Raw genomic sequence first — 14,718 nt, forward strand, 5'->3', positions numbered from 1 at the left:
CCTTGAAGGTTCTTAGCTGTGATGGTGAAGGTGCCGTCTTTTTCTGATTTTGTAATGGTCAGATCAGCTGCGACAGCATTGGCCGGTTTTGTCGCCGTATAATCGATAAAGGCCTTTTTCACAAATTTGTTTTGACCTTGGGCATCTACATAGAAGACCTGCGCTTCGTATTTGCCATCAGCATTTTCGTGGTCACTGGCTTTAGCTGTTACAGTATAAGAACCGTCTGCCTGGCGAGTTGGAGTGTACCAGATGATGTCTTTCATCCCATTGGCATGAGACCAGAATGGAATCTTCACTTCCTTGTAGCCATCGAAGCCTTGAAGGTTCTTAGCTGTAATGGTGAAGGTACCGTCTTTTTCTGATTTTGCAATAGTCAAATCAGCTGATACTGGTGTCTGATTTTTCTTTCCAATGGCTACTGTCGTCGTTGTTCCACCCACACCCGTCATTTGTCCATTATTCTGAACATAGTAAAGGTGAACATTGTAAAGACCAGTTGAGTTTTTATGGTCCGCTGCTTTTACATTGACGGTATAGGTCCCATTTGCTTGACGATTGGCTGTATACCAAACAAGGTCATCTTGACCACCTGTTTCTGACCAGATCGGTACAGAAACGGTTCGAACTCCATTTGGTGCCTTAACATTTGAGATGACAACGTCAAAGCGGCCCGTCATGGTATCGTTATTGACAATGTCAATCTTCCCACTCAAGCTGCCTTCTGTTGGGTCCGCTGCAGGTTTTGAGTTCGCTGTGAAGCGACCGGTATAGTCCACACTGTGGTCAAAGAGGTGTTTCCCTGGAAGCAATTCCGCTTGAGAAGTGAACTGCCAGGCGCCAGCTTTCCCATTGTAACGCAAGCTTTTCGCATCGTTTACAGACAGTTTTGGAGAAGGATATTGGGCAACCCAGAAATTCTGAAGCCCAAATTGAGCGGTGTTGACAGGACCTTTCTTGCGAAGGTTGTTTTCATCCAACCAGCTGGCACTGGTGTAGAACATCAAGTTGGTGTAGCCATTTTTACGCATTTCGTCCGCCCAAGCTTGGGTGTTGCGGTTAATGTTTGGCTGCATCTTGGCATCCTCAAAGTCATTGACCATGAGGGTGTTCTTTGGAATATTCAAGCGTTGCGCTTCTGCAATGTAGAATCGCGCTTCTGCACGCGCTGCTTCCTCAGAAGTATAGCGTGAGAAGTGGTAGGTCGATACTTGCAGACCCGCAGCCTGTGCATTACGAATTTGGTTCTCCGCATTTGGGTTCTTGTACCAAGTGTCTTCTGTCAATTTGACAACGACACCGCCCACGCCTTTATTAGCTAGGGTACGGTAGTCGCCAATACTAATGTCTCCGTTGTGGCTACTCACATCAACGAATGATTTTGGTTGAACCGCCACATCTGTTGAACGACCAGCAGGAGCGTGAGCGCCTGTGTTAAAGAAGGTCGTGCTTCCTGTATTAGACGGAAGAGGAGTTTCTTCTTTCTCAGTCGTCGATGCTTCTGTAGCTTTCTCTACAGATGGGGTTCCACTTTCTGAAGCCGTGGTCTTGCTCGCAGGTGCTACAGACTGTTCAGTCACATTTGCTGGTGCTACATAGTTGCTTGCGACAGGTGCTACCGACTTTTCAGCAACGGCTACTTCTGGCGCTTTTTCAGCTTGGACTTGGTTGCCTTCAGTAGTAGTGGCCTCGTTTGAAACCAGCTCATCTGCACTGACTCCCTGAGCAGATACAGCCATCAAGACTGCCGCTCCGGCATAAAAAATAAGATCTTTCTTTTTCATATAAACTTCCCTTTATACAAATTTTATACGTTAATCATTTTACCACACGGTTTCAGCGATGAAAAGTTTTATAAGGCAAATTTTTAAAATTAGTGATATTTTTTTGAAAAACTAAAAAAAGAAGTCTGTCTGACTTCTTTTGATCTTATGATAAATGCTTTAAGGCTGTCTTTAAGTAGTTACCATCTCGGATTTCTTGGCCAACACGCTTGGCATTGTCTACCAAATCTTGGTAATCGGCATCTGAAAGATTGTCGATTGTCTCCTTCAAGTCATGAAGAGACTCTACTGCAATCCCACAACCCTTCTCAAGCACAAAGTGAGACAAGGCTGACTGTTTCCACACCACCAGCGGAAAGCCCGATGCTAGATAAAGCGACGCCTTGTGAGAGTTGTTGTAGCGAAGGTACTCCCCAAAAACACCACTACAAGTTTCTGCACTATCCCCATCCCAGACTAGTCCAAAACCACCCTCAAGGGCTGCAGGAAGCTCATCCGGTAGGAAGGAGCCAAAGTAAGTTTCATTCTCTAAAGCTCTACTCTCATCAAAACCAACACCATAGAGATTATAGGCAGGTTCTGCAGGAAGAGCATAGAGATAACCAGCTTTTTCCTGGGCCAAATTACCCGCCACAATCATCGGCTGGTCTTTTGTTTGGCCACTTTTTTCTTGGAAATCTGGAATTAAATAGTCAAAAATACCAAGGCTGATAATCTTATCTTCCGCAATTCCTTTATCCACCAAGACAGATTTCATAACTGGATTGTGGGCGATGATCCCATCAGCTGCCTTGAGAAAACTTGCTTCTTGAAGGTACATCCGAATTCTGTGTTTTAAAGGTAGTGAAGTCATATTGGCATGGCGAAGCACTTCTAGGTCATGAATCAAGAGATAGACTTTAATCCCTCTTTTTTGTGCTTTTTTAACCAAATGGGTTGAGAAAAAACTATGGTGGAGCATTGGAAACTGGATCAGCAACTCATCTCCTTGCTTTAGTTGATCCAAGGCTTGACCGAAAGCCTTCGCCTTATGGCGTTGAGCCACAAGGGTACTCATCTGATACCAATTGTCGACAGAAAGGACCAAGGGATGATAGCCTTCTTCTTTCACAATACTTTCTACGTCATTGCGTGCTTTATTTCCTGCGTTCTTTGCGTTGACATCATGCAGGAATTCTTCTTTTAAGTAGTATTTCATAGATTATGGTTTCTTTCAATCAAACTCATTTGCTACGACTTCTAGAGCGCGCTCAATAACCACGTGCATATCGTAGTATTTATAGTCTGCTAGCCGTCCACAGAAGATGACCTTGTTGTTTTTCTCAGCTTCTTCTTGGTACTTAGCAAACATGGCGTTGTTCTTTTCATCATTGATTGGGTAGTAGGGTTCATCCCCACGTTTCCAGTCAGCTGGGTACTCACGTGTGATAACTGTCTTGGGTTGTGTACCATACTCAAAGTGCTTATGCTCGATGATCCGAGTGTAAGGAATCTCACGCTCGGTATAGTTAACCACGGCATTCCCTTGATGGTTTTCCTCATCTAAGATTTCGTGTTCAAAACGAAGACTACGGTACTCCAACTCACCGTGTTTGTAGTCAAAGTACTGGTCAATCATTCCTGTAAAGACAACTTTATCAGCTGAGCTTTCTAGCTCTTCACGATTGGCAAAGAAATCAACCCCAAGTTCTACTTCTACATCACCCAGCATGTTTTCAATGATGACATTGTAACCACCGATTGGAATCCCTTGGTAACGGTCATTAAAGTAGTTGTTATCAAAGGTTAAACGAACTGGAAGACGTTTGATGATAAAGGGTGGAAGGTCTGTCGCAGAGCGTCCCCATTGTTTTTCAGTATAGCCCTTAATCAACTTTTCGTAGATATCTGGACCAATCAACTTGATAGCTTGTTCTTCCAAGTTCTTAGGTTCAACATCCTTCATGTCAGCTGTTTGCTCGGCAATCTTGTCCTTGACTTCTTGAGGAGTCTTGGTTCCCCACATAGCATAAAAAGTATTCATGTTAAAGGGAAGATTGTAAAGACTGCCCTTGTAGTTAGCAATTGGTGAGTTGATATAGTTGTTGAATTCAGCGAACTGGTTGACATAGTCCCAAACCTTTTTGTTGGACGTATGGAAAATGTGGGCACCGTACTTATGGACGTTGATGCCTTCAACCTCCTCGCAGTAGATATTGCCACCGATGTGATCTCGCTTGTCAATCACTTTTACTTTTTTACCACGTTTAGTAGCTTCATGTGCGAAAATGGCTCCAGACAAACCAGCACCAACAATCAGATAATCGTACATAGTAGACTCCATTATTTTTCTATTTTAAAATATATCTAAACTCTCAGCCATATCATAGACTCATAGCTATAGATTAGATCTTCAAATCCCCCCAATTTCCTCACTATAAGAGAGGGAATTGGCCGGCTTTTTCTTGACAATTTCTGTCGCAAAGAGTGTGAACATAAAGATGTTATAAGTCGGTACAAACCAAAATGCTTCAATCATACAGTTAATCGCAATGAGGGACAAAATTGCAACAAATAAATAACGTCCCTTCTTGAATTCATATTTTGAAACAATGACATAAATGCCGACTAATAAAGCAACCGGTACGATACCATAGGTAAATAACATCTGGACATAAGACGAATCGACATAATTATAATTGAGGACAGACTCTGTGCTTCCTCCGGATCCAATAAACTGAACCTCTCTTGTTCCAAACCAATTCAAAGGGTATAAATTAAAAGCATTTTTACCTAAGGCTAACCGACCTGTAATGAATTGATTAATTTGAACATAAAGTGGAGATGACCAGGAGAAATGATAGGTCAAGTAGATCATTCCGCTTGAAAAAAGGATGATCGAATAAGGCAACAAGTGATACAACTTCAACTTTTTCTCTTTTGTAAAATAAAAGAAGAGAAAGAGCAAGACAGCGACCAAAAGCGAGATCGCATTCATACGAGCGTCACAGAACTTGATAATAAAGAGAGCTAGAAGAACGCCACTCAGAGATCGTAAGCCAATATACCGATCTTTTAGCAAATAGGAGATTGCGACATAAAGGTAGAAACAATGGGCTGCGAAATCTGTTGGATAGATAAACCCAAATGAATTACGGATAACAGCACCCCGACTATATTGTAAGTTTGGAACAACCTTTAACAGTGACAATAGAAATACTGCAAGGACAATCGTACCTGCAACACCTACATAAGTTTTTAAAATGACTTTCCTATCCGCATTGACCAGCAAAATCATTAAGAGAGAATAAACTAAGAAATTTAACTTATCTGTCTTAAAATAAACCATAACAGCTACCATCAATAACATGGCAGACAAGATTAGATAATGATAGGGAATCGAGATTTTATTAAAAAAACGAAGCAATAAGAGAGCTACAACCACTAAGAGGGAGCTCGCACCAACATGCAAAAAGCCCTTATTTAACATCGTAGTGGATATTGTATTAAAGAAGATCACAATCGAGACGACAAAACCAACCAGTAGATCGTCAAATTTCATTTTTATCATTAAATTACCTGATAAAGAATTTTTAAAGAAAAGCTCATTCTGTCTAGATTGGAATGCCTGCTTAGGGAACACCCCTGCTATAGCATTCTTTTCTAAAGATTTTGTTTACTTAAAAATTCATATCCTTCCTTTCTACTCTCTACTGTTTATTTAAAAATTGTTGTTTTAATTCTTTCACATCTACCACTCTCAGAGATAGGATAGCGATCAGATAAATGATCCCACCAAGCACCGCATACACGAGTACATTCAGGGTAGGGGTGAAATGTAGGAATGGTTTTATAAGGAGCAAAAGGCCATACATCACAGCAGATGCAAACATAATTTTTGTCATAGACCCGATAATTGGAACTTCCTTGAGGTAATGACGAGTATAGTACAGTTGAATCAGCCATACCAAGGATTCTGTTAAGACGGATACAATGGCTGCACCGATAAAACCAAAATGAGGTAAGAAGAGCAGGTTCAACCCGACACTGACGATAGCAGGAATCGTAGTTGACAGCATAAATTCTTTGTTCTTATCATGCGGGATGAGAATTTGAATCCCCATGATATTGGTCCATCCGATGAAGAACATACGGAAGATCATGATAGCGATGGCATAGCGAGCATCTTGGAAATCCTTCCCTAAGAAGAATCGAACAAAGTCATCGTTGACGATCAGCATACCCGCAATGATTGGGAAAATGACCAAATTATAGATCAAAAAGGACATTTGGTGCATTTTATTAACAGCCTTGTGGTCTCCTGAAGCCAAGAGACTCGCCACGCGCGGAAGCATGACACTTCCTAAAGACGTCACAAGGGTCAGCAAAATATTGACCAATTTCAAGGCCTGGTCGTAAATCCCCACATCCTTTGTAGAGGCGAGAGCACCCAGCATAGTCCGATCCAAGGTGACATAGAGGGAAATAGCAATCTGCGGTAAAAAGAGCAGAATGACCGGTTTCAAATGCACCCGTGCATAGGCCATATCAAAATGGGCTTTCCCAATGAATTCCCGAGCGGGTAGCCACATACTGAGCTGACCTAAGAGCTCAAAGATGGTGAGTAAGAATACATAGAGATACAAATCATTGGCAGATTTGACAAACAAGAAGATGGAGATGACTCCAACCAGTTTGACCGTGATATTCCGAACCGTAATCTTACGAAAATCCTCTAACCCCTGAAAGAGCCAGGAGATGTCGAGTCCCTTTGAAACCAAACTGAGCCCTAAGATATAGGCCACAGGGTTTTGCATAGAAGGAAGCGCCAAGCACAGCAAGACATAGAGCAGGATGGACACAAAGGTCGCTCCCAACTGGAGGGTATAAATCCCCCAGAAATTCTTTTGGATGTCTTTGCGGTGTCCTGAGATCTCCTTGGTTCCGTAGTTAGCTACTCCCAAGGTCGCCAAAAGGATAAAATAGGTGACGATGGAGTTGAAATAGCCATAGGTCCCCAAGTCATTCGAGCTAAAGACCCGCGTCACATAAGGGGTGGTGATAATCGGCAAGATAATCACCAGCAACTGGTAGGAGAGATTATAGGCGTAATTTTTTAACACTTTCATGACTGTCTACAATCCCCACTTGAAGACCGTTTTAAACGGTGTAATCAAATCCGTCGCAAAAGCTCGATGAATATCTGGAATGGTTTGAACTTCTCCATCAACGTGGATAATGTTTTTCAAACGGCTTTGGACCCGACGATTAGCCAGCATCTCTACAGCCCGCTCGAAATCTTCACGACCTGAGCGAGAAGACCCTATAAAGGTCAATCCCTTTTCAAGAACATCTCTTGTATTAACTGCGACCCGGTTATCACTAACCCCCATCAACATCACGGTTCCTTGAGGCTTGATATGATCAATAATGTCATTGATGGCCGGTTCACTTCCTTGACCACCAGTACACTCAAAGGCGTGATCAAACCGTTGATCGTCTGTCAACTCGCTGGTTAAAATGGCCTGATAGATAAAATTAAACAATTGCAGTTTGTCACTATTACGCCCAACAACTGTAATCTTCAGCTCTGGATAAAGATAGTGCAAAGAAGTCGCAACCACATATGAAAGACTCCCATCTCCTAAAATCAAAACGGACTCTCTTCGTTGATGGGCAATGAGATCAAAGCGATGAATGGCATGCATGGCAACACTACTAAATTCCGCCAGGGCTGTCACAGGGCCCCGAACTTCCTCTGGATAAGCCACTACACGATCCAGCGGTAAGGCAACGACTTCCTGCATAAAGCCATTAAAGCCACTAGACAAGAAGTGCGTCCCCTCCAAATAATTTTCAAAGAAGACACCCTCTGTTTGATGAGGAGGCTGATTGGGAACCATGGCCACAATCTGTCCTGGTTGATAGGTCCCTGTAGGATCCGCTACCACGATTCCAGACGACTCATGGATTAGGGCCATGGGTAGTTTCTTTTTAAGCACCTTAGGATCCCGTTTCCCTTGATAGTAACGTTGGTCCGCATGACAAATAGCCATGTAATAGGGGCGAATCAACACCTTGTCTCCACGGCTCATGTCTTCTTCCTGGTATTTGATGGTGATATTTTTCGGCTGGGTCAGCTGAAAGATTTGGTTCAACATATTAATTGTCCTCAATCATACCGCGTGCAATTTTCAAATCTGTAATCGTCGTAATTTTAATATTGGAATATTCCCCTTTTGCAAGGGCAACTTTTTTGCCATTAATGACAAAGATCTTGCAGGCATCTGTCAAGACTTCTTTTTGTTGGTCACTCAAATCATGATACAAGGCAAGAAAGTCTTTCATTTTGAAGGTTTGAGGGGTTTGACCCTGATAGAGATATTGGCGCTCAGGGATATCCGTGATAAAGGTATTGTCCAAGCTTTGAACAATGGTATCGGTCGCTTCGACCACTGTATCTACAACATCATGGCTCTTGGCTAGTTCAATGTTTTCTTGGATAGTTTTTAGGCTAACAAAAGGACGAACCGAATCATGGGTGACGATAATATCCTCTTCTGTCAAAGGCTGCAGCTCATCGATAGCCAGGATGATGTTTTCGATGGTAGAGTTGCGGTCACTTCCTCCCTCTACAACCAAGATCCGGTCCTTATAAGAAGACAAGTACTTGTCTACCAGATCTTCCGTATAGGTCACCCAGTCCGGATGAATCCCCAATACAATCTTTTGAATCTCATGGATCAATAAGAACTTCTCAACCGTGTGGATTAAAGTAGGACGTCCACCCAAATCCAAAAATTGTTTGGGCATATCTGTAATCCCCATCCGTGAGCCTGTCCCACCTGCTAAAATCCCTGCATAAATCATCCTAAACCTCCTGATGTTGTCTCTTTTTCCTTCTCTAGAACATGGCTATTTAGCAATCTAGCCTAGTTTTGCTCTCACCTTTTGATACAAATGAGGAGAAAGGAGCAAAAGAAGGTATTTGAGTTTATTTTTTCTTGTAATATGTGAATTGATTAGAATATCTTTCCAATAGCGACGATACTCTTTGCGAATTTTGTTAACCTGATCATACATATGAGAACCCAGCATAGCATGGACCACATGCAAGCCATTAAAGACATAGCGGGTATTGACCGCTTTTTTCATTTCCGGATCATCAGGATAGTCTCGCTCGACATAGGCTCTATTCCATTCCATGGCCTTGTAGAAATCCAAGAGCCGATCGCTATAAGAAGAATTGACGATACTCCCTGGTCTTCGATAGTATTTATAAAGATTTAGATCGCTAACTGCAATTTCCTCACAACAAGCAATATGTTCATAAGCAACAGCCAAATCTTCGTAGATCATTCCTTCTGGATAGGGGTATTGGAGTAAGATCTCTTTCTTGTAGAGTTTACCTCCTGAATGGGTCCCAACGTGGTGACCATAGAACATTTCTTTGAGGGCTGTATGACGATCTAATTTCCTTGAACTTTTTTCATTTAGATCTCCTGAAAAATCTTTGTCCTCATGATTTCTGACTTCAATAACCGGTGTCGATACAAGGTCAACTTTATACTGTTCTTTTAAGCCAACCAAATATTCGACTGTTCTAATGTCATAATAATCATCTGAATCAAGGAAGATAATCCAGTCAGTTGTCGTAGCTTTCACTCCTGTATTTCGAGCATTAGACAATCCTCCATTTTGAAGATGGAGCACTCGAATACGGTCATCTTCCTGAGCATACTGGTCGCAAATTTCTCCTGATCGATCCGTCGATCCATCATCGACTAAGATGATTTCAATATTTGAATAGGTCTGTTGTCTAAGACTACCGACACTATACTGTAAATACTCCTCGACATTATAGACCGGTATGACAATCGAAACCTTTTCCATTATGCTAATCCCTTCATGATAATTTCTACAATCTGTTGACAAGCCGTTCCATCCCCATAAGGATTACTTGCCTGGCTCATCTTCTCGTATTCATCTTGGTCTTCCAGAAGGAGCTTGAAGTTGCGATAGATGTTTTCTTCTTCTGTTCCGACCAATTTCAGAGTCCCCGCAGCCACACCTTCTGGACGTTCAGTTGTATCTCGCATGACAAGGACAGGCTTTCCTAAAGAAGGTGCTTCTTCTTGGACGCCACCTGAGTCTGTCAAAATCATATAGCTTTGGTTCAAGAAATTATGAAAATCAATCACTTCCAAGGGCTCAATGATTTTCATTCGCTCATTCTCTCCAAAAATCTTGCTAGCCAATTCTCTGACTTTTGGATTTTTGTGAATAGGATAGACCACCTTGACATCTTCAAACTCTTCTAAAATCCGGTTGACCGCACGGAACATGTGCTCCATGGGTTCTCCAAGATTTTCGCGACGGTGGGCCGTCAACATGATGAGCTTGCTTCCTTTTGCCCACTCCAATATAGGGTGGTCGTAGTCTTCTTGGACTGTAGTTTTTAAGGCATCAATAACGGTATTTCCTGTAACGAAAATATTGGTCCGTCCTTCTTTTTGAAGATTCTCTTTTGAAACCTGGGTTGGAGCAAAATTGTAATCTGCCACTATGGAAGTAGCTTGACGGTTAAACTCTTCAGGATATGGGCTTTGAAGATTGTAAGTCCGAAGGCCTGCTTCCACATGCCCCACTTTGATGCCCATATAAAAGGCCGCCAAAGCTGTTGCAAAGGTGGTTGTGGTATCCCCATGGACGAGGACAATATCAGGTTTTTCCTCTTCTAATACCGGTTGGATTTTTTCCAAGATAGAGGTCGTGATGGTAAATAATGTTTGATTGGCCTTCATAATGCCTAGATTATAGTCTGGAACAACACGAAAAACGTCTAACACTTGGTCCAGCATTTCCTTGTGCTGCCCTGTTACACAGACTACGGTTTCAATGGTATCGTGTTGTTTGAGTTCATTGACCAAAGGACACATTTTAATGGCTTCTGGACGCGTCCCAAACACTAACATTACTTTTTTCATTTCGAACCCTTCCTCATCGATTGGTAAAAGTTACGATAGTTGTCTAAAAAGATCGGATAGCTAAACTTGTTATCATAATCTCTCTTTGCTTGAGCAGCTAAAGAGGCTCTTTTCTCAGGATCCCCTGCTAATTGTTTAATTGCTTGAGCTAAGGCTTGCGGATCCTCAGCTGGGACGAGGAGCCCATTCTCAGAATTCACTACTTCGTTCACACCTGGAATATCTGTTGCAATCATCGTTTTGCCGTTCATAAAAGCCTCGATTGCGACCAATCCAAATCCTTCAAAGACAGACGGAAGGACACAAAAGTCAAAGCTATTGATACACTCTACCACGTCGCTTCGGTAGCCCAAAAAATGAATTCTTTCTTCCAGACCGAGCTCTTTTGTTTGATTTATCAAATCATTTTTCAATTCTCCGTCACCGACAAGAAACAAGGATACACTTGGATTTGTCACAAGTGACATGGCTTGGATCAGGTAGGGTAAGCCTTTTTGTTCGGATAAGCGAGCGATACAGCCTATTTTGATACCGTCACATTTAGTAATTTCATTTACTGTATGCTCACTTTGTTTCATTTTCACTCCATTATAAATCACAACAGAGTTTTTTGACCTTACATCATTAAGGATATTTTCCTGGACAGCTTGACTGACAGCAACCGTTCGAGCCTTTCCTAGGGCGAATTTATAAAGTGGTAATTTATCCTTGAAAACATTATGGGCTGTGTAGACATGGATCAATTTTGGATGGCGCATCTGCAGCAAACGAATATAGAAAGCAGCCATCCGGTGATGGGTGTGAACAAGAGTGATCTCATTTTCTTTGATGATCTTGGAAAGACTAGCAAGAATCTTAAGCACAGTAGCTGGCTGTTTGCTATCGACGTCTAGAATCCGATGGTGTTGAATCCCATTCTCTGCTAGTTTTTCTTCCCACAATCCACCAGTAGACGCAACATGAACCTGGTCAAATTCATCCTTGAGGTCTGTCGCCAACTGATAGACAATGCGCTCTGCTCCACCGATACCCATGGTCCGCGAAATGTGCAGAATATTATTTTTTTGCTTTCCGTTTTTCATGTACTACTCTCTTAATAAAAGTGGCATTTCCTACAAAATAGCGCTTAAAGAGGCGTTTTGGTTCATTGGCCACACGGAACAACCATTCCAGATTGGCCTTTTGCATCCACATAGGTGCCCGCTTGATATGTCCTGAAAGGACATCAAAGCTTCCTCCCACTCCCATAAAGACAGAATTGACTCCATTGTCCATAAACTTCTGGATCAAGTACTCTTTTTTAGGAGAGGTAATGCCGACAAAGACAAAATCTGGATCCTTCTCACGAATATCCTCTTGAATAGCCTCCTCCTCTTCAGCAGAGAAATAGCCATTGCGATGGCCCACTACTCGGAGATTTGGATAATCCTTTTTAAAGATGGCCAACATATCGGTCAAGACTTCCTCTTTTGCTCCGAAGAAGTAGACAGAGTAGCCTTTTTCATTGGCTAAATGGAGCAATTCCTGCATCAAATCAATGCCTGCCACGCGCTCTGGTACAGAATAGCCCAAATAGCGCGCCGCGAGAACAACAGAAGCACCGTCTGCATTAATGATTTCAGATTCATTAACTATCTTCTTGATGGCTTCGTCTGTCGCACACTGATTGAGCTTATCTGCGTTGACCCCCATCAAATGGAGTGGTTTTTTATCTCGTACAAATTTTTCTGTAGCAGCAACGGTTTCTGCCATTGTTAAAGGGTCAATTCTGACCCCCATCATTGTAAAACTTTTCAAGCTTATTCTCCCCAAGTGGATTCAAAGTGACCTTTTTGCTCTGATTCTTCAGGCAACTTCATATAATCGCCATAGATCTTTGTCAAATAAGCATCCGGATCAGCATGACCACTGATTTTAATAGTTTCAAAATCAAGGAGTTGTGGCTCCCCAAATACCTCTTTGTAGGCCAATTCTCTCTCGCGATAGGATCCTAAGACATTTCCCACGAGATCACTTGTCTCAAAGTCATATTTTTTAATCGTATTTTGTAACTTTTGATTGATTTTTTCAGTATTTAGTAATTTGTCTAGGTGAAGGATCTTAGAAACCTTCACAATTGAATTTTCAAAGAAACCTCGGTCGCGATTGTGCAATCGATTGATGACAGATATTTTGGAAAGGGCACGGTAATACTTAATTTTATTGGTGTGCAAGAAATAGTGGAAGCCATCTGATGGGTAACCATCTAAAGGAAACACATCGATAAAAGGACTACACACAACCCCACCAAATTCAATTTGAAGTGAGGTATCCATGATAGATGTATTGCCTAAATTATCATCATGGATTCTCAAGATGACATTGCTTGGTAATTCGTTTTGGCAAATTTCCAGAAATTTTTCATAGTCTTTTCTAGGCATGCCCAAATCCATATCATCATCCCAAGGAATAAAGCCCTTGTGACGAATAGCTCCCAATAAAGTGCCCCCTAAAGCATAGTATCGAAGATTGTGTTTTGTGCAAATCTCAATATACTTTTCTAATAAGGATAGTTCTCCTAATTGAATCTGTCTAACTTTACTCACAGCCTACTTCGCTCCTTCTTTTCTAAGTACAACCTTCACGGTCTTGAGCAGGATCTGAATATCTCTCCAGATCGTCCAACCATCCATATACGCAACGTCGAGTTTGACCACTTCGTCAAAATCTGTAATCTCACTGCGTCCGCTCACTTGCCAAAGGCCTGTAATCCCTGGCTTGAAACTGAGTCGGCGTTTTTGGGCTGGCGTATAGTCTTGGTATTCGTCTACCGTTGGAGGACGAGTTCCGACTAGACTCATATCACCGATCAACACATTGTAAAATTGTGGCAATTCATCCAGACTGGTCTTACGGATAAAGCGTCCGATTGGGGTTACCCGTGGATCGTTTTCCATCTTAAACATGCCACCAGTCATGGTATTTTGTGCCATGAGATCTTTTTTAATCTCTTCGGCATCCACGCGCATGGAGCGGAATTTATAGAAGTTGAAATACCGTCCGTTCTTTCCGACCCGCTTCTGTACAAAGAAGGCAGGGCCGCCATCTTTACGGATTAGAGGGACCAAAACGATACTCACTAGTCCACAAATCAAGAGACCAAAGAGGGCTCCCGCAATATCCAAGAGACGTTTAGCAAAGACGTGACTCGGCTTGTAAAAATTGGTTGAGAAAGTGACGACACTTAGTCCCCCGACTTCTCGAACCCGTTTATTACCCAAGGAAGCGAAGTTAAAGGCATTGAGATTAACCGATACATCGATCCCCATACTCTCAAACTCCGAGACGAAGTCACTAATATTGTAGTCCTCACTTGGCAGATTAATAAACACTTCATCCACCACTTCCTTGGTCACAAAGTTCATCATTTGATCTGGATGCACCACCCGTACACCCGAATGAGCAAAATCCGTATCGTCCATGACGGTGACACCGATCAGTTCCCCATGATAAAGGCTAGGCGAATGCAGAATATCAAATACCTTTTCCATCCGACTGGTCGCTGTGATCAAGAAAATCTTTCGCGAACTTTTCCGTCGTGGTGAAACAGACTTCCGGTATCTCTTGAGCAAGAGATCCATGATATAGACGGAAAACGTATTGAAAAGAAAGAAGTAGATCATCCCCCGACGAGAGATGGAAAAGACCCCATCGAGCATAAAAGAGGTAAAGGTGATCCCAACAGCGAAAAATACGTTGTATTTCAAGACCTGAAAGAGCTCATCTAGATAGCCTCTGCTATAAAAACGATAGGCAATATTGCTAATGTAAAAGGCTACAAAATGCAAGAGATAGAGAATGGCGATCGTCTGTGACGTGTATTCTGCATCCTTAAAAAGACTCACAATGTAAGCTGAAAATAGGACAGCTAAACTTTGAAAGAGAACAATATTTAGTTTTTCCAGTTCAATTCTTTCTTCTCCCATTTT

13 protein-coding genes are annotated in these 14,718 nt (G+C 42.1%); all 13 read right to left on the minus strand.

All coding sequences use genetic code 11. The annotated features are described in order from the left end of the window. Positions 1-1,784: GBS Bsp-like repeat-containing protein (locus HMPREF2918_RS11595; RefSeq protein ID WP_256263187.1), on the minus strand; the 1,784-nt coding region annotated here is incomplete at its 3' end. 145 nt (positions 1,785-1,929) lie between these two features. Then, complete coding sequence (locus tag HMPREF2918_RS03715; protein WP_070594622.1) at positions 1,930-2,982, minus strand: glycosyltransferase; 1,053 nt, start codon at positions 2,980-2,982, stop codon at positions 1,930-1,932. Positions 2,983-2,997: 15 nt separating this feature from the next. After that, positions 2,998-4,095 (minus strand): UDP-galactopyranose mutase, encoded by a 1,098-nt coding sequence (gene glf / locus HMPREF2918_RS03720; RefSeq protein WP_070594623.1) that lies wholly within the window; start codon positions 4,093-4,095, stop codon positions 2,998-3,000. Between the two features lie 81 nt (positions 4,096-4,176). After that, positions 4,177-5,334, minus strand: coding sequence for a hypothetical protein (locus HMPREF2918_RS03725; protein WP_049492582.1), 1,158 nt, complete (start codon positions 5,332-5,334; stop codon positions 4,177-4,179). Between the two features lie 139 nt (positions 5,335-5,473). Next, positions 5,474-6,892 carry a flippase gene (locus HMPREF2918_RS03730; protein WP_070594624.1) on the minus strand — a complete coding sequence of 473 codons (1,419 nt, stop codon included), beginning with the start codon at positions 6,890-6,892 and terminating at the stop codon, positions 5,474-5,476. 6 nt (positions 6,893-6,898) lie between these two features. Further along, complete coding sequence (locus HMPREF2918_RS03735; protein ID WP_070594625.1) at positions 6,899-7,924, minus strand: zinc-binding dehydrogenase; 1,026 nt, start codon at positions 7,922-7,924, stop codon at positions 6,899-6,901. A 1-nt stretch (position 7,925) separates the two neighbouring features. Next, entirely contained in the window at positions 7,926-8,633 is a 708-nt protein-coding gene (locus HMPREF2918_RS03740; protein WP_070594626.1) for an IspD/TarI family cytidylyltransferase, read from the minus strand. 57 nt (positions 8,634-8,690) lie between these two features. Further along, positions 8,691-9,656, minus strand: coding sequence for a glycosyltransferase family 2 protein (locus tag HMPREF2918_RS03745; RefSeq protein WP_070594627.1), 966 nt, complete (start codon positions 9,654-9,656; stop codon positions 8,691-8,693). Beyond that, positions 9,656-10,750, minus strand: coding sequence for a non-hydrolyzing UDP-N-acetylglucosamine 2-epimerase (wecB, locus tag HMPREF2918_RS03750; RefSeq protein ID WP_070594628.1), 1,095 nt, complete (start codon positions 10,748-10,750; stop codon positions 9,656-9,658). The genes HMPREF2918_RS03745 and wecB overlap by 1 nt, the downstream gene beginning before the upstream one ends. Continuing rightward, positions 10,747-11,832 carry a glycosyltransferase family 4 protein gene (locus HMPREF2918_RS03755; protein ID WP_070594629.1) on the minus strand — a complete coding sequence of 362 codons (1,086 nt, stop codon included), beginning with the start codon at positions 11,830-11,832 and terminating at the stop codon, positions 10,747-10,749. The genes wecB and HMPREF2918_RS03755 overlap by 4 nt, the downstream gene beginning before the upstream one ends. Further along, a complete protein-coding gene (locus HMPREF2918_RS03760) occupies positions 11,807-12,532 on the minus strand; it encodes a WecB/TagA/CpsF family glycosyltransferase (protein WP_371106482.1) in 726 nt (241 codons plus the stop codon). Before HMPREF2918_RS03760 ends, HMPREF2918_RS03755 begins: the two co-directional genes overlap by 26 nt. Before the next feature lie 17 nt (positions 12,533-12,549). After that, on the minus strand, positions 12,550-13,335 hold the full coding sequence (locus tag HMPREF2918_RS03765; RefSeq protein WP_023919863.1) for a LicD family protein: 786 nt from the start codon (positions 13,333-13,335) through the stop codon (positions 12,550-12,552). A 3-nt stretch (positions 13,336-13,338) separates the two neighbouring features. Continuing rightward, entirely contained in the window at positions 13,339-14,715 is a 1,377-nt protein-coding gene (locus tag HMPREF2918_RS03770; protein ID WP_070594631.1) for a sugar transferase, read from the minus strand. Positions 14,716-14,718 lie beyond the last annotated feature (3 nt).

It is taken from the genome of Streptococcus sp. HMSC065C01 (genome assembly GCF_001813525.1).
GTDB lineage: Bacteria > Bacillota > Bacilli > Lactobacillales > Streptococcaceae > Streptococcus > Streptococcus parasanguinis_V.

Excerpts from the sequence above, each read along its gene's own strand:
- HMPREF2918_RS03715 (WP_070594622.1), bottom strand. The coding sequence starts at position 2,982 with ATGAAATACTACTTAAAAGAAGAATTCCTGCATGATGTCAACGCAAAG.
- glf (WP_070594623.1), bottom strand. The coding sequence starts at position 4,095 with ATGTACGATTATCTGATTGTTGGTGCTGGTTTGTCTGGAGCCATTTTC.
- HMPREF2918_RS03725 (WP_049492582.1), bottom strand. The coding sequence starts at position 5,334 with ATGATAAAAATGAAATTTGACGATCTACTGGTTGGTTTTGTCGTCTCG.
- HMPREF2918_RS03730 (WP_070594624.1), bottom strand. The coding sequence starts at position 6,892 with ATGAAAGTGTTAAAAAATTACGCCTATAATCTCTCCTACCAGTTGCTG.
- HMPREF2918_RS03735 (WP_070594625.1), bottom strand. The coding sequence starts at position 7,924 with ATGTTGAACCAAATCTTTCAGCTGACCCAGCCGAAAAATATCACCATC.
- HMPREF2918_RS03740 (WP_070594626.1), bottom strand. The coding sequence starts at position 8,633 with ATGATTTATGCAGGGATTTTAGCAGGTGGGACAGGCTCACGGATGGGG.
- HMPREF2918_RS03745 (WP_070594627.1), bottom strand. The coding sequence starts at position 9,656 with ATGGAAAAGGTTTCGATTGTCATACCGGTCTATAATGTCGAGGAGTAT.
- wecB (WP_070594628.1), bottom strand. The coding sequence starts at position 10,750 with ATGAAAAAAGTAATGTTAGTGTTTGGGACGCGTCCAGAAGCCATTAAA.
- HMPREF2918_RS03755 (WP_070594629.1), bottom strand. The coding sequence starts at position 11,832 with ATGAAAAACGGAAAGCAAAAAAATAATATTCTGCACATTTCGCGGACC.
- HMPREF2918_RS03760 (WP_371106482.1), bottom strand. The coding sequence starts at position 12,532 with ATGATGGGGGTCAGAATTGACCCTTTAACAATGGCAGAAACCGTTGCT.
- HMPREF2918_RS03770 (WP_070594631.1), bottom strand. The coding sequence starts at position 14,715 with ATGGGAGAAGAAAGAATTGAACTGGAAAAACTAAATATTGTTCTCTTT.